Genomic DNA, 20,756 nt, shown 5'->3' with positions numbered 1-20,756 from the left:
AAACGCATGTCTTTACCGCAACTCTCGCTTTCAGCCGCACGTCATTTACACCTTGCCGCGCAGGGGCTGCTTAAAAAGCCCCGCCGCCGCGCGCAGCCTGCCGATATTCTCTCTACCGTCCAGCGCATGTCGCTGCTTCAAATCGACACCATTAACATTGTGGCCCGTAGCCCTTACCTGGTCCTGTTTAGCCGCCTGGGGAATTATCCTTCTCAGTGGCTGGATGAGGCGCTCAGCAAGGGGGAGTTAATGGAGTACTGGGCGCACGAAGCCTGCTTCCTGCCCCGAAGCGATTTTGCCCTGGTTCGCCACCGTATGCTTGCCCCTGAAAAGATGGGCTGGAAATACCGCCAGGCGTGGATGCTGGAACATGCGGCTGAAATTGAGCAGCTTATCGCGCATATTCAGGAAAACGGTCCCGTGCGCTCCGCCGATTTTGAACACCCGCGCAAAGGCACCAGCGGCTGGTGGGAGTGGAAACCGCACAAACGTCATCTTGAAGGGTTGTTCACCTCAGGCAAAGTCATGGTGATTGAGCGGCGTAATTTTCAGCGCGTCTACGACCTGACGCATCGCGTGATGCCGCACTGGGACGACGAGCGTGACCTGCTTACCCAGGAGGCGGCCGAGGCTATCATGCTCGAAAACAGCGCCCGCAGCCTGGGGATTTTCCGCCCGCAATGGCTGGCAGATTATTATCGGCTTCGCCAGCCCGCGCTGAAACCGCTGCTGGACATCTGGCAACGCGAACAGCGCGTCATCCCCGTCACGGTGGAAACGCTGGGCGAAATGTGGCTGCATGCGGATCTCCTCCCGCTACTGCCTCTGGCCCTGGAGGGGAAACTTCAGGCAACCCACAGTGCGGTGTTGTCGCCTTTCGACCCGGTCGTCTGGGACAGAAAACGCGCCGAGCAGCTGTTCGATTTTAACTACCGGCTGGAATGTTATACCCCGGCTCCAAAGCGCCAGTATGGTTACTTTGTTCTCCCGCTGCTGCATAAGGGGCAACTGGTCGGGCGCATGGATGCCAAAATGCACCGCAAGACCGGCACGCTTGAAATTATTGCGCTTTATCTGGAAGAGGGCGTCAGGGTGACGGCGAGCCTGGAAAAAGGCTTAACGTTCGCCATTAGCGAATTCGCGCGCTGGCAGGGTGCTCGCGACGTGACGCTGGGTCGGGTGCCTGACGGACTGTTTACATCCTGTCGAAGTGGCTGGGAAACAGGCACTCCCTGAAAAGGGAATGTGTTAAGCTTTAGCGATTACCCATACGGAGGAACTATGGATCACCGTTTACTTGAAATTATTGCCTGCCCGGTATGCAACGGCAAACTCTACTACAGTCAGGACAAACAGGAGCTGATCTGCAAGCTGGACAGCCTGGCTTTCCCGCTGCGTGACGGCATTCCGGTGCTGCTGGAAAATGAAGCTCGTTCCCTGGTGGCAGAAGAGAGCAAACCATGAGTTTTGTTGTCATTATTCCTGCGCGTTATGCCTCAACGCGTCTTCCGGGTAAACCGCTGGTGGATATCAACGGCAAGCCGATGATTGTGCATGTCCTTGAGCGTGCGCGTGAATCCGGTGCCGATCGCGTGATTGTTGCTACCGATCATCCTGACGTCGCCCGTGCGGTTGAGGCGGCAGGCGGTGAGGTATGCATGACCCGCGCCGATCACCAGTCCGGCACCGAGCGTCTGGCGGAAGTGGTTGAGAAATGTGGCTTCAGTGATGATACGGTCATCGTTAACGTGCAGGGTGACGAGCCGATGATCCCGGCGGTGATTATCCGTCAGGTGGCAGAAAACCTGGCTCAGCGTCAGGTCGGTATGGCGACGCTAGCGGTGCCCATTCACCACGCTGAAGAGGCATTCAATCCGAATGCGGTGAAGGTGGTCATGGATGCCGAAGGCTATGCGCTTTATTTCTCGCGCGCCACCATCCCGTGGGATCGCGATCGCTTTGCGCTCTCTAAAGAGACCATCGGTGATACTTTCCTGCGTCATATCGGGATCTACGGCTATCGGGCCGGTTTTATTCGTCGATATGTTACCTGGGCGCCGAGTCCGCTGGAGCATATCGAAATGCTGGAGCAGCTTCGCGTGCTCTGGTACGGCGAAAAAATTCACGTTGCCGTTGCCAGCGAAGTGCCTGGAACGGGCGTTGATACGCCGGAAGATCTTGAGCGCGTCCGCGCCGAGCTGCGCTAATACTGCCTGCATCCCTCCTGATGGGGGGATGTTCCCTCCCTCGCTAGTTCCCCTTTCTTTTTCCTAATTGTTCTCTTCCGGGTGACATCTCCCTTCAGGACGCTCATTATAAAAGCAGTAGTCTTAATGGGGGTAATCTCATATGGAACAGCTGCGTGCCGAACTTAGCCATCTGCTGGGTGAGAAATTAAGCCGGGTCGAATGCGTGAGTGAAAAGGCCGATACCGCGCTTTGGTCGTTGTATGACAGTCAGGGCAACCCAATGCCGCTGATGGCCAGAAGTTTCACCTCGCCGGGCGTTGCCAGGCAGCTGGCATGGAAAATGTCGATGCTGGCGCGGGAGGGAACCGTCCGTATGCCGACGGTGTACGGCGTGATGACCCACGAGGAACATCCCGGCCCGGACGTGCTGCTGATTGAGCGTTTACGCGGCGTACCCGTTGAAGCGCCCGCGCGCACGCCGGAACGCTGGGAGCAGTTAAAAGACCAGATTGTCGAGGCGCTGTTGGCCTGGCACCGTCAGGATAGCCGCGGGCTTGTCGGTCCGGTCGACAGCACTCAGGAAAACCTGTGGCCGCTGTGGTATCGCCAGCGGGTCGAAGTGCTGTGGGGAACGCTTAACCAGTTCAACAATACCGGTTTAACCATGCAGGACAAACGTATTCTGTTTCGCACCCGCGAGTGCTTACCGGCGCTTTTCGAAGGATTTAATGACAACTGCGTTCTGATCCACGGCAATTTTACTCTGCGCAGCATGCTAAAGGACTCCCGCAGCGATCAGCTTCTGGCAATGTTGGGGCCGGGGATCATGCTCTGGGCTCCGCGCGAATATGAGCTGTTCAGGCTCAGCGACAGCGGGGCGGCGGAAGGGTTACTGTGGCACTACCTTCAACGCGCGCCCGTTGCAGAAGCGTTTCTCTGGCGGCGCTGGCTTTACCTGCTCTGGGACGAAGTCGCGCAACTGGTCAACACCGGACGTTTCAATCGCGCCAACTTCGATCTTGCGGCGAGGTCACTCTTGCCCTGGCTCGCCTGACGATCCTTTCAGCCACTGCCAGAGGCGTCCGAGCGTCTCATAACCGACGCGATCGCTATGCATCAGCCAGGCCGGGGATGGGATCGCCCGTTCCCACGGATTGAGCGGCGCATCGATGGCCATCTGGTTTGCCGGCGCGGGAAGCGGGTGCAGGCCTTGCTTCTGGAAGAAAATCATCGCGCGTGGCAGGTGTGAGGCGGAGGTCACCAGTAAGAACGGGACATCGCCAATCGCCTGCTTCACCGCAGCGGCCTCTTCCTCGGTATCCTTTGGGCTGTCCAGGGTGATAATCGAGGAACGCGGGACGCCGAGCGATTCCGCGACGCGGGCACCCGCTTCCGCCGTACTCACCGGGTTCGTTTTTGCCGCCGCGCCGGTGAAGATCATTTTTGATCCCGGATTCGCCAGCCAGAGGCGAATGCCCTCGTTTAGCCGCGGCAGGCTGTTGTTAATCAGGTTCGAGCTGGGGGCCCAGTCAGGATCCCATGTATATCCGCCGCCCAGCACCACGATGTATTCAACTTTCTGGTTTCCCTGCCATGTCGGGTACTTAGCTTCGATAGGACGTAACAGGCCATCCGCCACCGGTTGCAGGCTCAGCAGCAGCAGGACAAGCCAGCCGAACGTGATAAGCGTTTTGCCACTTTTCTGAAAGCGACTAAACCACACCAGCGCCAGCCCCAGCGCAATGATGATGAGCAGCAGCGGAAGGGGAAGCATCATCCCTCCAACGTATTTCTTAAGGGTAAAAAGCATCCTTTTTGGTTCCTTTTTTGACCATATAGCAGGTGATTACCCGTGATATTACACCAGAGAGGTTCATTCTCCGCGCGGGTGTGACAAAATAGCGGTTTTGCAGTTAGCGAGTGGAACTCTCCCAATGCGGGATCGCAATTTTGATGACATCGCGGAAAAGTTTTCGCGCAACATTTATGGCACCACGAAAGGGCAGCTCCGTCAGACGATCCTCTGGCAGGATCTGGACACCATTCTGGCTACCTTTGGCGGGCAAACGTTGCGCGTGCTTGACGCCGGAGGCGGTGAAGGGCAGACGGCGATAAAAATGGCCGGGCTCGGTCATCACGTCACGCTTTGCGATCTTTCTGCTGAAATGGTCGCCCGCGCGACGCGTGCCGCAGAAGAGAAAGGTGTGAGCGACAACATGCATTTTATACAATGCGCCGCTCAGGACATCGCACAGCATTTGGAAACCCAGGTTGATCTGATATTGTTTCATGCGGTGCTGGAGTGGGTTGCCGATCCGCTAAGCGTGTTACAAACCCTGTGGTCGATGTTACGCCCGGGCGGCACGCTGTCGCTGATGTTCTACAATGCTAACGGCTTCCTGATGCACAATATGGTGGCAGGAAACTTCGACTATGTGCAGGTCGGGATGCCTAAAAAGAAAAAACGCACGCTTTCCCCGGACTATCCGCGCGATCCGCAGCAGGTTTACGGCTGGCTGGAAGAGATTGGCTGGCAGATCGTCGGGAAGACGGGCGTCAGGGTGTTTCATGATTATCTGCGTGAAAAACACAAACAGCGTGACTGTTTTGACACCTTAACAGAATTAGAAACGCGGTATTGTCGCCAGGAGCCTTTTGTCAGCCTTGGCCGCTATATTCACGTCACCGCGCACAAGCCGCAGATGCAAGGATAACCTATGAGTGAATTTTCCCAGACAGTCCCCGAACTGGTTGCCTGGGCCAGGAAAAACGATTTCTCCATCTCGCTGCCGGTAGACAGACTCTCTTTCCTGCTGGCGGTTGCCACGCTGAACGGCGAACGGCTGGACGGTGAAATGAGCGAGGGTGAACTGGTGGATGCGTTCCGCCACGTCAGTGATGCGTTTGAGCAAACCAGCGAAACCATTAGCGTGCGTGCCAACAACGCGATCAACGATATGGTGCGTCAACGTCTGCTGAACCGCTTTACCAGCGAGCAGGCGGAAGGAAACGCCATCTATCGCCTGACGCCGCTGGGCATCGGCATCACCGATTACTACATCCGCCAGCGTGAATTTTCTACGCTGCGTCTTTCCATGCAGCTCTCGATCGTGGCGGGTGAGCTTAAGCGCGCCGCCGATGCCGCAGATGAAAACGGTGACGAATTCCACTGGCACCGTAACGTCTACGCGCCGCTGAAATATTCGGTGGCCGAGATTTTCGACAGTATCGATCTCACCCAGCGCCTGATGGACGAACAGCAGCAGCAGGTGAAAGACGATATCGCGCAGCTACTTAATAAAGACTGGCGAGCGGCCATCTCCAGCTGTGAACTTCTGCTGTCAGAAACCTCCGGCACGCTGCGCGAACTCCAGGATACGCTGGAAGCCGCAGGGGATAAGCTGCAGGCCAACCTGCTGCGCATCCAGGATGCGACCCTGGCGCACGACGATCTGCATTTTATCGACCGCCTGGTCTTCGACCTGCAAAGCAAACTCGACCGCATTATTAGCTGGGGCCAGCAGTCGATCGACCTGTGGATCGGCTACGACCGACACGTGCATAAATTTATCCGTACCGCGATTGATATGGATAAAAACCGCGTCTTTGCTCAGCGTCTGCGTCAGTCGGTGCAGACCTATTTCGATGCGCCGTGGGCGCTGACCTACGCCAATGCCGATCGTCTGCTGGATATGCGCGACGAAGAGATGGCGCTGCGCGATGAAGAGGTGACCGGTGAACTGCCGCCGGATCTGGAATACGAAGAATTTAACGAAATTCGCGAGCAGCTTGCGGCGATGATCGAAGAACAGCTCGCTGTCTACAAAACCAGACAAGTGCCGCTGGATCTTGGGCTCGTGGTGCGCGACTATCTGGCGCAATATCCACGCGCGCGCCACTTTGACATTGCCCGCATTGTGGTAGACCAGGCGGTGCGCCTGGGCGTCGCGCAAGCAGATTTCACCGGCCTGCCGCCGAAGTGGCAGCCAATCAACGATTACGGAGCCAAGGTACAGGCGCATGTCATTGACAAATATTGAACAAGTGATGCCAGTTAAGCTGGCACAGGCGCTGGCGAATCCGTTATTTCCGGCGCTGGACAGCCAGCTGCGTGCCGGTCGTCACATTGGATTAGACGAGCTGGATAATCACGCCTTTTTGATGGACTTCCAGGAGTACCTGGAAGAGTTTTACGCGCGCTACAACGTGGAGCTTATCCGCGCGCCGGAAGGTTTTTTCTACCTGCGTCCGCGCTCCACGACGCTGATTCCGCGTTCCGTGCTCTCCGAGCTGGATATGATGGTCGGCAAAATTCTTTGCTACCTCTACCTCAGCCCGGAACGTCTGGCGAATGAAGGGATCTTCACCCAGCAGGAACTTTACGACGAGCTGTTGACGCTGGCAGATGAAAGCAAGCTGCTCAAGCTGGTGAACAACCGCTCGACGGGGTCGGATCTTGACCGTCAGAAATTACAGGAAAAGGTTCGCTCTTCCCTGAACCGTCTGCGCCGTCTGGGGATGGTCTGGTTTATGGGCCACGACAGCAGCAAATTCCGCATTACGGAATCTGTCTTCCGCTTCGGCGCCGACGTGCGTGCGGGCGATGACGCGCGTGAAGCGCAGCTTCGCATGATCCGCGACGGTGAAGCGATGCCGGTGGAAAACCATTTGCAGCTCAATGATGAGCATGAAGAGAATCTGCCGGATAGCGGGGAGGAAGAGTAATGATTGAACGCGGTAAATTTCGCTCACTGACGCTGATTAACTGGAACGGCTTCTTTGCCCGAACGTTCGATCTGGATGAGCTGGTCACGACGCTCTCAGGCGGTAACGGTGCGGGTAAATCCACTACCATGGCGGCCTTTGTCACGGCGCTGATCCCTGACCTGACGCTGCTTCACTTCCGTAACACCACCGAAGCGGGGGCAACAAGCGGCTCCCGTGATAAAGGTTTGCACGGTAAGCTGAAGGCCGGCGTCTGTTATTCGGTTCTGGACGTCATCAACTCCCGTCATCAGCGCGTGGTGGTGGGCGTGCGCCTGCAGCAGGTCGCCGGTCGTGACCGTAAAGTGGATATCAAGCCGTTTGCGATTCAGGGCTTGCCGACCTCCGTGCAGCCGACGGCGCTGCTGACGGAAACCCTGAACGAACGCCAGGCGCGCGTGCTGACGCTGCAGGAGCTGAAGGACAAGCTCGAAGCCATCGAAGGCGTGCAGTTCAAGCAGTTCAACTCCATTACCGACTACCACTCGCTGATGTTCGATCTGGGCGTGGTGGCGCGTCGTCTGCGCACCGCATCAGACCGTAGCAAATACTACCGCCTGATCGAAGCCTCCCTTTACGGCGGTATCTCCAGCGCGATTACCCGCTCCCTGCGCGACTACCTGCTGCCGGAAAACAGCGGCGTGCGTAAGGCCTTCCAGGACATGGAAGCGGCGCTGCGCGAAAACCGCATGACGCTGGAAGCGATTCGCGTGACCCAGTCTGACCGCGACCTGTTTAAACACCTGATCAGCGAAGCCACCAACTACGTGGCGGCGGACTACATGCGCCACGCCAACGAGCGCCGCGTGCATCTCGATCAGGCATTAGAATACCGTCGCGAGCTGTTTACTTCCCGCAAACAGCTGGTGGCCGAGCAGTACAAGCACGTTGAAATGGCGCGCGAGCTGGGCGAGCACAACGGTGCTGAAGGCGACCTGGAAGCCGACTATCAGGCCGCCAGCGATCACCTGAACCTGGTGCAGACTGCGCTGCGTCAGCAGGAAAAAATCGAGCGCTATGAAGCGGATCTCGATGAGCTGCAGATTCGTCTCGAAGAGCAGAATGAAGTGGTGGCTGAAGCCGCCGACATGCAGGAAGAGAACGAAGCCCGCGCCGAAGCGGCCGAGCTGGAAGTGGATGAGCTGAAAAGCCAGCTTGCCGATTACCAGCAGGCGCTTGACGTGCAGCAGACGCGTGCGATTCAGTACACCCAGGCACTGCAGGCATTACAGCGTGCAAAAGAGCTGTGCCATCTGCCTGACCTGACGCCGGACAGCGCCGACGAGTGGCTGGATACCTTCCAGGCCAAAGAGCAGGAAGCCACCGAGAAACTGCTCTCCCTCGAACAGAAAATGAGCGTCGCGCAAACGGCGCACAGCCAGTTTGAGCAGGCTTATCAGCTGGTGGTCGCGATTAACGGCCCGCTGGCGCGTAGCGAAGCCTGGAACGTTGCCCGTGAACTGCTGCGCGACGGTGTGAACCAGCGCCATCTGGCCGAGCAGGTCCAGCCGCTGCGTATGCGTCTGAACGAGCTGGAGCAGCGCCTGCGCGAGCAGCAGGAAGCCGAGCGTCTGCTGGCGGAATTCTGCAAGCGTCAGGGAAAAAATTACGATTTCGACGAGCTTGAGGCCCTGCATCAGGAGCTGGAAGCGCGTATTGCGGCCCTGTCCGACACCGTATCAAACGCCAGCGAACAGCGTATGACCCTGCGTCAGGAGCTGGAGCAGATTCAGTCCCGTTCGAAGACGCTCCTGGAGCGTGCGCCGGTCTGGCTGGCAGCGCAAAGCAGCCTGAACCAGCTCAGCGAACAGTGTGGCGAGGAGTTTGAATCCAGCCAGCAGGTGACCGAATACCTGCAGCAGCTGCTGGAGCGCGAGCGTGAAGCCATCGTTGAGCGTGACGAAGTGGGCGCCCGCAAGCGCGACGTCGATGAAGAAATTGAGCGCTTAAGCCAGCCGGGCGGGTCAGAAGATCCGCGCCTGAATGCATTAGCCGAGCGTTTTGGCGGCGTGCTGCTGTCCGAGATTTATGACGACGTTGGCCTGGACGATGCGCCGTACTTCTCCGCGCTGTACGGTCCATCCCGCAACGCGATTGTGGTCCCGGATCTGTCGCTGATTTCTGAGCAGCTTGCCGGCCTGGAAGATTGCCCGGAAGATCTCTACCTGATCGAAGGGGATCCGCAGTCGTTCGATGACAGCGTATTCAGCGTCGACGAGCTGGAAAAAGCGGTGGTGGTGAAAATTGCCGACCGCCAGTGGCGTTATTCCCGCTTCCCGGAGCTGCCGCTGTTTGGCCGCGCCGCGCGCGAAAGCCGCATCGAGAGCCTGCACGCCGAGCGTGAAACGCTGTCTGAACGTTTTGCGACCCTGTCGTTTGACGTGCAGAAAACCCAGCGTTTGCACCAGTCGTTCAGCCGCTTTATCGGCAGCCATCTCGCCGTAGCGTTTGACGCGGATCCGGAAGCCGAAATCCGCAAGCTCAATACCCGCCGTGGCGAGCTGGAACGTGCGATTGCAAGCCATGAAAGCGATAACCAGCAAAGTCGCGTTCAGTTTGAACAGGCGAAAGAGGGCGTCGCTGCCCTTAACCGCATTCTGCCGCGCCTGAATCTGCTGGCGGATGACAAGCTGGCTGACCGCGTGGATGAGATCCAGGAGCGTCTGGATGAAGCGCAGGAAGCCGCGCGTTTCGTTCAGCAGCACGGCAATCAGCTGGCGAAGCTGGAGCCCGTCGTGTCTGTCCTGCAGAGCGACCCGGAACAGTTCGAGCAGTTAAAAGAAGATTATGCCTGGTCGCAGCAGGTGCAGCGCGAAGCGCGTCAGCAGGCGTTTGCCCTGACGGAAGTGGTGCAGCGTCGGGCCCACTTTGGCTACTCCGATTCGGCTGAAATGCTGAGCGGTAACAGCGATCTGAACGAAAAACTGCGTCAGCGCCTTGAGCAGGCGGAGGCGGAACGTACTCGCGCCCGCGAAGCGATGCGCAGCCACTCCGCTCAGCTGAACCAGTACAACCAGGTGCTGGCCTCGCTGAAAAGCTCCTTCGATACCAAGAAAGAGCTGTTAAACGATCTGCAGAAAGAGCTTCAGGACATCGGCGTGCGTGCCGACAGCGGGGCAGAAGAGCGCGCGCGTATTCGTCGTGACGAGCTGCATTCGCAGCTCAGCAATAACCGCGCGCGTCGCAATCAGCTGGAAAAAGCGCTGACCTTCTGCGAAGCCGAAATGGATAACCTGACCCGTCGCCTGCGCAAGCTGGAACGCGACTATCACGAAATGCGCGAGCAGGTCGTGACCGCGAAGGCGGGCTGGTGCGCGGTGATGCGCATGGTGAAAGACAATAACGTTGAGCGTCGTCTGCACCGCCGCGAGCTGGCGTATCTCTCTGCCGATGAGCTGCGCTCCATGTCGGATAAGGCGTTGGGTGCGCTGCGTCTGGCGGTGGCGGATAACGAACACCTGCGCGACGTGCTGCGCATGTCGGAGGATCCGAAACGTCCGGAACGTAAAATCCAGTTCTTCGTGGCGGTTTACCAGCACCTGCGCGAGCGTATTCGTCAGGACATCATCCGTACCGACGATCCGGTCGAAGCCATCGAACAGATGGAAATCGAGCTGGGCCGCCTGACGGAGGAGCTGACCTCCCGCGAGCAGAAGCTGGCGATCAGCTCCCGCAGCGTGGCGAACATCATTCGTAAAACCATTCAGCGCGAGCAGAACCGTATCCGCCAGCTGAACCAGGGCCTGCAGAGCGTGTCGTTTGGCCAGGTGAATAGCGTGCGCCTCAACGTCAACGTGCGTGAAGCCCACGCGACGCTGCTGGAAGTGCTCTCAGAGCAGCACGAGCAGCATCAGGATCTGTTCAACAGCAACCGTCTGACCTTCTCCGAAGCGCTGGCGAAGCTGTATCAGCGCCTGAACCCGCAGATTGATATGGGGCAACGTACGCCGCAAACCATCGGTGAAGAGCTGCTGGACTACCGTAACTATCTGGAAATGGAAGTCGAGGTAAACCGTGGCTCAGATGGCTGGCTGCGTGCGGAATCCGGGGCGCTCTCTACCGGTGAAGCGATCGGTACCGGCATGTCAATTCTGGTGATGGTCGTACAGAGCTGGGAAGACGAAGCGCGCCGCCTGCGCGGCAAAGACATCTCCCCATGCCGACTGCTGTTCCTGGATGAGGCGGCGCGACTTGATGCCCGCTCGATTGCCACGCTGTTCGAGCTTTGCGAACGTCTCGATATGCAGCTCATTATCGCGGCGCCGGAGAACATCAGCCCCGAGAAGGGCACCACCTACAAACTGGTGCGTAAGGTGTTCCAGAACAGCGAACACGTTCACGTTGTGGGGCTGCGTGGCTTTGCGCCGCAGCCGCCGGAGTCGTTGCCGGAAACCACGGCGGACGCTTCCTGAAGCGTCTTCTGACCCGAAGCGGCGCACTGGCGCCGCTTTTTTTTAAACTTAACTTGTGCTTGGGGCTGCGTTATCTTTAAACTTCTTTACATAAGGTAAGGCAACAGCTTAGCCGTCTACCTATAATGAAAGAAAGCCCCACGTGATGGGCATGTCGTGAAAACAGGGGGCAAGGGATGTTGCTAAAGAAAGAATGTGGTCGTCAGCTGTCTGCGCTGAGTTTATGCCTGGCAGTGATGTTTGCTCCGCTGTTAACCGCCCAGGCCGACGAGCCTGAAATTGTGCCGACTGACAGCTCGGCAACGACAGGCGCTCAGCCAACGTCGTTGTCCCAGCCGCTGGAGCAGTCTCCGGCGACGGCTATCATGGCCGGTATTAAACCGCTGCCGGAAGGCATCGACGCAGAATCGCTCAGTCAGCAGCTGCAGTCGGTGCTGCCGTCAGGCTATACGCCTGTCTATATCAATCAGCTCACGCTCCTCTATGCCGCCCGCGATATGAAACCGATGTGGGAAAATCGCGATGCCGTGCGCGCCTTCCAGCAGCAGCTGGCAGAGGTTGCGATTGCAGGGTTTCAGCCGCAGTTTACAAAGTGGGTTGAGCTGTTAACCGATCCTGCCGTCACCGGGCAGGCGCGTGATGTGGTGCTTTCCGATGCCATGATGGGCTACCTGCAGTTCGTGGCGGGTATTCCGGTCAATGGCAACCGCTGGCTGTACAGCGATAAGCCGTACAAGCTGGCGACGCCGGCGCTGTCGGTGATTAACCAGTGGCAGCTCGCGCTGGACAATGGCGAACTGCCGCGCTTTATTGCCAGCCTGGCACCGGCGCATCCACACTATGCCACTCTGCACCAGTCGCTCCTCGCGCTAGTGGGAGACACGCGTCCATGGCCCCAAATGCGCGGTACCGCGACGCTGCGTCCGGGGCAGTGGAGCAGCGATGTGCCCGCCCTGCGCGAGATCCTGACGCGCTCCGGTCTTCTTGACGGCGGGCCAAAGATAGTTCTCCCGGGTGACGATCCACAAAACGCCGCCGTCAGCCCGTCAGCGCCAGTTAAAGAGAAGAAAGCCGTTGCCCTGAGCAACAAACCTGCGGCTTACGATCGCGAGCTGGTTGCGGCCGTTAAACAATTCCAGGCCGCTCAGGGGCTGGGGGCCGATGGCGTCATTGGCCAGACGACGCGCGACTGGCTGAACGTATCGCCTGCGCAGCGGGCAGGGGTGCTGGCGCTCAATATCCAGCGTTTGCGCTTGCTGCCGGGAACGCTCTCTACCGGAATTATGGTAAACATCCCGGCGTATTCCCTGGTCTATTATCAGGATGGTAGCGAAAAACTGGCGTCGCGCGTGATTGTCGGGCGTCCGGATCGTAAAACACCGATGATGAGCAGCGCGCTGAATAACGTGGTGGTTAACCCGCCGTGGAACGTGCCGCCGACGCTGGCGCGTAAAGACATTCTTCCGAAGGTCTGGAACGATCCGGGCTATCTGGAACGTCATGGCTATACGGTAATGCGTGGATGGAACAGTAAAGAGGCCATCGATCCTTATATGGTCGACTGGTCGACGATCACAGCGTCGAATCTGCCGTTCCGCTTCCAGCAGGCTCCCGGAGCGCATAACTCTTTAGGGCGCTACAAATTCAATATGCCGAGTTCAGAAGCTATCTACCTGCACGATACGCCGAACCACAACCTGTTCCAGAAAGACACGCGCGCGCTGAGTTCTGGCTGCGTGCGCGTGAACAAAGCCTCGGAGCTGGCCAATATGCTGTTGCAGGATGCGGGCTGGAACGACACGCGTATCTCGGATGCCCTGAAGCAGGGGGATACGCGTTACGTTAATATTCGCCACAATATTCCTGTCAATCTTTACTATCTGACGGCATTTGTGGGTGAGGACGGGCGTACCCAGTATCGTACAGATATTTACAATTATGATCTCACCGCGCGATCCGGCGCACAAATTTTGCCAAAAGCGGAACAATTAATCAGGTAAATGAAGCAGTTCGGGAAAAATGATTGTCGTAAGTTAGGGTGAATAGGGGGCAATATCGCTGTAAGCCGCGTATTCACTGGGGTTGGGCGCCTTGACGTACCTGGTTTTGCCAGTTAAGGTGCCCTTCGTGCGCTAAGCATATTACGATTTCTTTTACCTGTAGACCTGATTATCATGGACAAATTTGACGCTAATCGCCGCAAACTGCTGGCGTTAGGTGGCGTTGCGCTTGGCGCAGCGGCCATCCTGCCGACGCCAGCATTTGCCACCCTCTCGACACCTCGTCCGCGAGTTTTAACGCTCAACAACCTGCATACCGGTGAGTCGCTAAAAGCGGAGTTTTTCGATGGCAGAGGCTATATTCAGGATGAATTAGCAAGACTTAACCATTTTTTCCGTGATTTCCGCGCGAATAAAATAAAAGCCATCGATCCAGGACTGTTTGATCAGCTTTTCCGCCTTCAGGGCCTGCTGGGCACCAGCAAGCCGGTGCAGCTCATCTCTGGCTATCGCTCGATTGATACCAATAATGAACTGCGCGCCCACAGTCGCGGGGTAGCCAAAAAAAGCTATCACACGAAGGGACAGGCAATGGATTTCCATATTGAAGGCGTTTCGTTAGCCAATATTCGCAAAGCCGCGTTATCTATGCGCGCAGGTGGTGTAGGATATTACCCCAGCAGCAACTTTGTGCATATTGATACCGGTCCGGTTCGGCACTGGTAATAACGAAACACAGGAGCAGTATGAACTATCGTATTATTCCGGTTACCGCGTTCTCCCAGAATTGTTCATTGATCTGGTGCGAACAGACTAAACTGGCCGCGCTTGTCGATCCCGGCGGTGACGCTGAGAAAATCAAGCAGGAAGTCGCAGCAAGCGGCGTCACGCTGATGCAGATTTTGCTCACTCATGGTCATCTTGACCATGTAGGTGCTGCGGCTGAACTGGCTGAACACTACGGTGTGCCGGTGATCGGCCCGGAAAAAGAAGATGAGTTCTGGCTGCAGGGTTTACCCGCCCAAAGCCGCATGTTTGGCCTTGATGAGTGTCAGCCCCTGACGCCCGATCGCTGGCTGAACGAAGGAGAGCGCGTTAACGTAGGGAATGTGACTTTACAGGTGTTGCATTGTCCTGGGCATACGCCAGGCCATATCGTCTTCTTTGATGACCAGTCCCGTCTGCTGATTTCCGGCGATGTGATCTTCAAGGGTGGCGTAGGACGCAGCGATTTTCCGCGCGGCGATCACGGGCAGCTGATTCAGTCAATTAAACAAAAGTTATTGCCGCTGGGTGATGACGTCACGTTTATCCCTGGACACGGTCCGATGTCGACGCTGGGCTACGAACGGCTCCATAATCCGTTCCTTCAGGATGAGATGCCTGTCTGGTAACCAGAATAAAAAAAAGCCTGCATGACGCAGGCTTTTTTATGGGCGCAAATTACAGTACGGCGACAATCGCTTCGCACAGTGGCGCCATGTTGTCAGGTGTCATGCCAGCAACGTTCACGCGGCCAGAGGCCACGGCGTACACGCCAAACTCTTCACGCAGACGCAGAACCTGCTCTTTGGTCAGGCCGCTGAACGAGAACATGCCGTTCTGTTTGATGATAAAGCTGAAGTCGCGGTCCGCGCCTTTCTCAGCCAGGGTGTTCACAAACAGCAGGCGCATGCGCTGAATACGCTGACGCATATCATTCAGCTCCTGTTCCCAGATGGCGCGCAGCGCATCGTTGCTCAGGATAGTGGCAACAACAGACGCACCGTGTGCCGGTGGGTTAGAGTAGTTAGCGCGGATAACCGATTTCATCTGGCTGAACGCGCGATCGACGGTCTCTTCGTTAGCGGCAACCAGCGTACAGGCACCCACGCGCTCATTGTACAGACCGAAGTTCTTGGAATACGAGCTTGCGACAATCAGCTCCTGATGCACGGCTGCGAACGCGCGCAGGCCTTCGGCATCTTCTTCCAGACCACGGGCGAAGCCCTGGTAGGCAAAGTCAAACAGCGGCAGCCAGCCTTTTTCAACGGACAGCTTCGCCAGGTGTTGCCACTGCTCAAGCGTCGGGTCGATCCCGGTTGGGTTATGGCAGCAGCCGTGGAACAGCACCACGTCACCGGCCTGCGCTTCGCTCAGGCTCGCCAGCAGGCCGTCAAAGTCGAGAGAGTGGTTTGCCGCATCGTAGTATGCATATTCACGCACTTCCAGACCCGCAGAGTTAAACACACTCTTGTGATTCGGCCAGCTTGGGTTGCTCACCCATACGCGCTTAACAGAGGTGTTTTTCGCAAGGAAATCCGCCGCCACGCGCAGCGCACCGGTACCGCCCGGGGTCTGTGCTGTACGGGCACGTTTGTCACTCACAATTGCGCTGCCTTTACCGAACAGCAGCTCCTGGGTGCAGCGACCAAACTCAGGGATACCATCAATACCGAGGTAGTTTTTGGTGGTTTCGTTTTCCAGCAGATATTGCTCAGCTTTCTTAACGCTGGTCAGTACCGGAGTTTTGCCGGTTTCATCTTTATATACACCAATACCCAGGTTGATTTTGCCAGGGCGGTCGTCGGCACGAAACAGATCGGCCAGGCCCAGAATAGGGTCGGCAGGAGCGGCGGTAATGTTCTCAAACATGACGAAGTTCCATTGTGATTACAGAAGTGAAATCCGCTATCAGGTTAACGGTAGATTTACAAAATGCCAACCGTTTGCGACGAAAAGCGTGCGGCTTTTCAAAAGTCGCCATTATTTTCTGTCACGCATAAAAAAACAGGGCCGAAGCCCTGTTCATTAAGCATATAACAAAGTGGTGTACTGATTAGAACTGGTAGGTTACGCCAACGGTAGCCTGGTTGTCAGAGCCAACCCAGCTGGTGGACGCATCTTTGTCGTCCAGCAGGTTGAAGCGGTAGTCACCGTACACGTTGAAGTTCTTGTTGAAGTAGTAAGTCGCACCAGTGGTGATGTATTTCGCCAGGTCACGGTCGCCGATGCCGTTCAGGTCTTTACCTTTGGACTGAACGTAAGAAACGGAAGGACGCAGGCCGAAGTCGAACTGGTACTGTGCGATAACTTCGAAGTTCTGGGTCTTGTTAGCAACGTCGTACACAGTCGCTGTGCTATCACCCAGGATGCTCATGTTGCGGGTTTCAGCGTAAACGGTCGCCAGGTAGATGTTGTTCGCGTCATATTTCGCGCCAACTGCCCAGGACTCAGCTTTATCGCCTTTACCATCTTCTTTCTGATCCAGAGTACGGTTTGCAGTGCTGTATGCACCGATCAGACCGAAGCCTTCGCCGAACTCGTAGCCCAGGGACAGACCAACGCCGTCACCGTTCGCTTTACGCAGATCGCTACGGTCGTTTTTACCCTGGTACTGAACGCCAAAGTTCAGACCATCAACCAGACCGAAGAAGTTGTTGTTACGGTAGGTCAGCAGGCCAGTAGAACGGCTGGTCATGTAGTTATCAACATAGCCGCCACCCCAGGTTTCGCCAGAGAAGGACGGAGCCATATCGGTGTAGGATTCTACGTCGTAAACGATACCGTAGTTACGACCGTAGTCCAGAGAACCTGCTTCAGAAACTTTGATACCTGCGAATGCCAGACGAGTTACGTTAGTCTGGTCGCCTTCAGCTGCACCAGCTTTCGCACGGTATTCCCACTGACCGTAACCGATCAGGTTTTCGTTAACCTGAGTTTCGCCTTTAAAGCCGATCTGGCCGTAAGAGGAGTCTGCGTTTTTGTGTTCGCCAGAAGTGGTGAAGCCGTGTTCGCCCACAACTTTACCGTAGAAGTCCAGCTTGTTGCCGTTCTTGTTATAGATTTCTGCAGCGTTAGCTGCACCAGCTACCAGCAGGGCAGGGATTACCACTGCCAGAATATTGCGCTTCATCATTATTTATTACCCTCATTGGTTTTTTTATGACACTCGCCACTGCCGTCAATAAATTCTGTCAATAAATATTTCCGGAACTATTGATGAGAGTTTGGTGTCTTTATGTATCTGACAGGCATCTTTCCATTCGGCGAAGCGTTTCGCTAGCCTGAAAGTGCTACAATTCTCAAGATTAAGTAACCGAAAGAAAATATGTGTAACCAAATATGTATTTTTCGGAACTTTGTGAACCATCTCAAACTTCAGAACTCCCTGGCGAATTAAACAGCAAGGCCTATCCTATATATATGAATTCCTTATGATTAATTGAGATAAAGGCGATTCGTATAAACAGACCTTAAACGGCTTGTTTTTTCTTATGACTGCGAAAGGCCTTCCGGATGGCTGTAAAAGTGGTTGAAATTTGTGCTATCGCCTAAGGGTGTAATAATCGCAATAAGAGTGGGGTTTATTTTTTGTGGCTGGATATTTCGCGGAAACAAAACGTAACAGCTAGTGGTTGTGACGGGGGGAAGGTTTAAAGACGCTGACTTTGCGCTGACGAAAACTGACAATACAGAATAAAATAATGGCCAGCATTTGCTGGCCATTTCAGTCTCTTACCGATTAGAAGCTGGCGTTACGTGGAGTACGTGGGAACGGGATCACGTCGCGTACGTTCTGAACACCTGTAACGTAGGCAATCAGACGCTCGAAGCCCAGACCAAAACCGGCGTGCGGTACGGTACCGTAACGGCGCAGATCGCGGTACCAGCTGTAGTCAGCGGGGTTGAGGCCCATCTCTTCCATACGCGCGTCCAGCACGTCAAGACGTTCTTCACGCTGAGAGCCACCGATGATTTCACCAATGCCCGGCGCCAGTACGTCCATCGCTGCCACGGTTTTACCGTCTTCGTTAAGGCGCATATAGAAGGCCTTAATGTCTTTCGGGTAGTTTTTAACGACAACCGGCGCTTTGAAATGTTTCTCGGCCAGATAGCGTTCGTGCTCAGACGCCAGGTCAACGCCCCAGTAAACCGGGTTCTCGAACGTCTCACCGCATTTCTCGAGGATCGCCACCGCGTCGGTATAGTCCACCTGCGCAAAGTCGGCAGAGACGAAACGCTCCAGACGCGCTACAGCATCGCTGTCTACACGTTCTGCGAAGAATTTCATGTCGTCAGGACGCTCTTCCAGCACCGCTTTGAAGACATACTTCAGCATGGCTTCTGCCAGGCCAGCGACATCGTCGAGGTTGGCGAACGCCACTTCAGGCTCCAGCATCCAGAATTCCGCCAGGTGACGACTGGTGTTGGAGTTTTCGGCGCGGAATGTTGGGCCAAAGGTGTAGATCTTAGACAGCGCACAGGCGTACGTTTCGCCGTTGAGCTGACCAGATACCGTCAGGAAGGCTTCTTTACCAAAGAAGTCTTTGTCATAGTCCACTTTACCTTCAGGCGTACGCGGCAGGTTTTCCATGTCCAGCGTCGAGACGCGGAACATCTCACCCGCACCTTCCGTATCGGAGGCGGTGATCAGCGGGGTAGACACCCAGAAGTAACCCTGCTCATCGAAGAAACGATGCAGCGCCTGCGCCAGCGTATGACGCACGCGCGCCACCGCACCAATCAGGTTGGTACGCGGACGCAGGTGGGCGACTTCACGCAGATATTCGATGCTGTGGCGTTTTGCCGCCATCGGATAGGTGTCAGGATCTTCAACCCAGCCGGTGACTTCAATCGCAGTGGCCTGAATTTCGAAGCTCTGGCCCTGACCCGGTGAAGCCACAACCACGCCGGTAACAATGACGGAGCAACCCGTTGTCAGTCGCAGAACGTCATCATTGTAATTGGGCAGAGAATTATTAATGACGGCCTGTACAGGATCAAAGCAGGAACCGTCATAGACGGCGAGGAAGGAGATGCCAGCTTTAGAATCTCGGCGGGTACGCACCCATCCGCGCACGGTGACTTCCTGGTCAACGGCGACACGGCCCTGGAGTACGTCGGCTACAGGCACAACGCTCATAATATTCTCTCTGTTAATAGTCGGAAAAAATAAACACTTGTCCACCCTTATGGGGGGATATCTATGTTACCTGCCATCCGCTATCAGACAAGTAAATTTCGCAGTCAAAAGAGAAGAATTAAGAAATAAATAAGAAGAAGGGAGCCATAAAGGCTCCCGTAAGCGCTTAACTGGCTTTTTTGATCAAGGGGAGATCGAACGCTTTGCGCAATGCGCGGACAAACGCTTTGTCATGGCAGATTGTTTTACCCGGGCTGTCGGAGAGTTTCGCCACCGGCTTGCCGTTACATTCCACCAGTTTGATGACGATATTCAGAGGTTTTACCTGAGGTATATCGCAGGTCAGACGGGTACCAATCCCGAAGCTCAGGTTCACACGGGTGTTGAAATGACGATAGAGGTCGACCGCTTTCGCAAGGTCGAGATTATCCGAGAAGACCAGCACCTTGCTCATCGGGTCAATGCCGAGTTTTTCGTAATGGGCAATGGCTTTCTCGCCCCATTCAACCGGATCCCCGGAGTCGTGGCGTAACCCCTGGTAACGTTCAGCGAACTCGGGACCAAAGTCGCGCAGGAAGGCATCCATCGTAATACAGTCGGTGAGGGCGATCCCGAGCTGATTCGGGTACTCCTCAAGCCATGCGGCCAGCGCCGCGCGCTGGCTATTAGCCAGATCGGGACTGATCTGCTGATGCGCCTGGAACCACTCGTGTGCCTGGGTGCCCATTGGCGTCAGGCTGAGGCGTCGTGCCAGATCGTAGTTACTGGTGCCCACGAACCACGGCTCCCGCTGCAGACGTTTAACGATGGCCTCCTGAACGTCACGTGAGAAACGGCGACGCGTGCCAAAGTCCATCAGGCGGAAGCGGGACATGTCCAGCCCTTCGGTCAGCGTGGAGAAGGCTGCGAGTTTATTTTCCAGCGCGGCGACCGCCTGCTCGACGCCTTTTTCCGGCGAACGGTAGCGGTGAGCCAGTTCACTGATCACCGCCAGAAGCGGCACTTCCCACATGATCACTTCCCGCCACGGACCTTCAAGGCGAATATCCAGCTTGCCGTTATCGTTAATCACGGTGACCTGCTCCGGCTTATAGCGGAAATCGCGCAGCCAGTTCAGATAGTCGGCTTTGAAGAAAGGCAGGCCAGAAAGCCACTGATATTCCTCGTCCTGCAGCGTCAGATGCTGCATAGCATCGACCTGTTCACGAATGGCGTCTGCGTAGATACCGAGCAAGTCGTCGCCACGACAGCGGAATTCCGCCGCGACGTGAACGTCATAGTAATGGTGGAAAACGGCTTGCTGCATATGCAGTTTATACGCGTCGGTATCCAGCAACGTATGCAGAACTGGAGAAGCGAATTGAGTCATAGGTGCGCAGTAGCATCCTCTCACAGGAGCGTTTAGTACAATAAACAACTCCGGAGTATACCTTGTTTAGTGATTTATTGAACCCCGATCACAACATAAGCGCGTTTTATGGTCGAG

General features: G+C 56.0%; 16 protein-coding genes. 11 read left to right on the top strand and 5 right to left on the bottom strand.

Annotated elements, in window-relative coordinates; translation table 11 throughout:
- Window positions 1-6 precede the first annotated feature (6 nt).
- From ACZ6J2_RS09145 to ACZ6J2_RS09130, 4 genes are all read left to right on the top strand, one after another.
- Window positions 7-1,236, top strand: coding sequence for a winged helix-turn-helix domain-containing protein (locus ACZ6J2_RS09145; protein WP_471725495.1), 1,230 nt, complete (start codon window positions 7-9; stop codon window positions 1,234-1,236).
- A gap of 45 nt (window positions 1,237-1,281) precedes the next feature.
- The gene (gene ycaR, locus ACZ6J2_RS09140) at window positions 1,282-1,464 is read left to right on the top strand and encodes a protein YcaR (protein ID WP_006174474.1); all 183 of its coding nucleotides are present in this window, start codon (window positions 1,282-1,284) and stop codon (window positions 1,462-1,464) included.
- Window positions 1,461-2,207, top strand: coding sequence for a 3-deoxy-manno-octulosonate cytidylyltransferase (kdsB, locus tag ACZ6J2_RS09135; RefSeq protein ID WP_023311001.1), 747 nt, complete (start codon window positions 1,461-1,463; stop codon window positions 2,205-2,207). Before ycaR ends, kdsB begins: the two co-directional genes overlap by 4 nt.
- 142 nt (window positions 2,208-2,349) lie before the next feature.
- Window positions 2,350-3,243, top strand: coding sequence for a YcbJ family phosphotransferase (locus ACZ6J2_RS09130; RefSeq protein WP_116340946.1), 894 nt, complete (start codon window positions 2,350-2,352; stop codon window positions 3,241-3,243).
- Here the strand turns inward: ACZ6J2_RS09130 and elyC are convergent.
- Window positions 3,220-3,999 (bottom strand): envelope biogenesis factor ElyC, encoded by a 780-nt coding sequence (gene elyC, locus ACZ6J2_RS09125; protein WP_471725493.1) that lies wholly within the window; start codon window positions 3,997-3,999, stop codon window positions 3,220-3,222. The two genes, ACZ6J2_RS09130 and elyC, sit on opposite strands and share 24 nt — an antisense overlap.
- Window positions 4,000-4,123: 124 nt before the next feature.
- Here elyC and cmoM point away from each other — a divergent pair, with 124 nt between their 5' ends.
- The 7 genes from cmoM (at window position 4,124) to ACZ6J2_RS09090 (ending at window position 14,759) form a co-directional block, all read left to right on the top strand.
- Complete coding sequence (gene cmoM, locus ACZ6J2_RS09120; RefSeq protein ID WP_116340942.1) at window positions 4,124-4,903, top strand: tRNA uridine 5-oxyacetic acid(34) methyltransferase CmoM; 780 nt, start codon at window positions 4,124-4,126, stop codon at window positions 4,901-4,903.
- A gap of 3 nt (window positions 4,904-4,906) precedes the next feature.
- A complete protein-coding gene (gene mukF / locus ACZ6J2_RS09115; RefSeq protein WP_023311005.1) occupies window positions 4,907-6,229 on the top strand; it encodes a chromosome partition protein MukF in 1,323 nt (440 codons plus the stop codon).
- Entirely contained in the window at window positions 6,210-6,914 is a 705-nt protein-coding gene (mukE, locus tag ACZ6J2_RS09110; protein ID WP_008499954.1) for a chromosome partition protein MukE, read from the top strand. The genes mukF and mukE overlap by 20 nt, the downstream gene beginning before the upstream one ends.
- The gene (gene mukB, locus ACZ6J2_RS09105) at window positions 6,914-11,365 is read left to right on the top strand and encodes a chromosome partition protein MukB (protein WP_471725491.1); all 4,452 of its coding nucleotides are present in this window, start codon (window positions 6,914-6,916) and stop codon (window positions 11,363-11,365) included. Before mukE ends, mukB begins: the two co-directional genes overlap by 1 nt.
- Window positions 11,366-11,541: 176 nt before the next feature.
- Window positions 11,542-13,365 (top strand): L,D-transpeptidase, encoded by a 1,824-nt coding sequence (gene ldtD / locus ACZ6J2_RS09100; protein WP_471725489.1) that lies wholly within the window; start codon window positions 11,542-11,544, stop codon window positions 13,363-13,365.
- A 174-nt stretch (window positions 13,366-13,539) separates the two neighbouring features.
- Window positions 13,540-14,091 (top strand): peptidoglycan L,D-endopeptidase MepK, encoded by a 552-nt coding sequence (locus tag ACZ6J2_RS09095; RefSeq protein WP_032639289.1) that lies wholly within the window; start codon window positions 13,540-13,542, stop codon window positions 14,089-14,091.
- Window positions 14,092-14,111: 20 nt separating this feature from the next.
- On the top strand, window positions 14,112-14,759 hold the full coding sequence (locus ACZ6J2_RS09090) for an MBL fold metallo-hydrolase (RefSeq protein WP_023311009.1): 648 nt from the start codon (window positions 14,112-14,114) through the stop codon (window positions 14,757-14,759).
- A gap of 49 nt (window positions 14,760-14,808) precedes the next feature.
- Here the strand turns inward: ACZ6J2_RS09090 and aspC are convergent, their stop codons facing one another.
- The 4 genes from aspC to pncB all read right to left on the bottom strand — a co-directional run bounded on the left by aspC (window position 14,809) and on the right by pncB (window position 20,639).
- Window positions 14,809-15,999: an aspartate transaminase gene (gene aspC / locus ACZ6J2_RS09085; protein WP_033145106.1), complete on the bottom strand. Its 1,191-nt coding sequence runs from the start codon at window positions 15,997-15,999 to the stop codon at window positions 14,809-14,811.
- Window positions 16,000-16,183: 184 nt separating this feature from the next.
- The gene (locus ACZ6J2_RS09080) at window positions 16,184-17,263 is read right to left on the bottom strand and encodes a porin (protein WP_274621618.1); all 1,080 of its coding nucleotides are present in this window, start codon (window positions 17,261-17,263) and stop codon (window positions 16,184-16,186) included.
- Window positions 17,264-17,869: 606 nt separating this feature from the next.
- A complete protein-coding gene (asnS, locus tag ACZ6J2_RS09075; RefSeq protein ID WP_033145107.1) occupies window positions 17,870-19,270 on the bottom strand; it encodes an asparagine--tRNA ligase in 1,401 nt (466 codons plus the stop codon).
- Window positions 19,271-19,436: 166 nt separating this feature from the next.
- Window positions 19,437-20,639, bottom strand: coding sequence for a nicotinate phosphoribosyltransferase (gene pncB, locus ACZ6J2_RS09070; RefSeq protein WP_471725486.1), 1,203 nt, complete (start codon window positions 20,637-20,639; stop codon window positions 19,437-19,439).
- Window positions 20,640-20,756: the final 117 nt, after the last annotated feature.

The sequence above is a fragment of the Enterobacter sp. E14S genome (assembly GCF_055666685.1).
The sequence above is the reverse complement of the archived record's forward strand: the minus strand, read 5'-3'. Positions and strand labels throughout refer to the sequence as shown.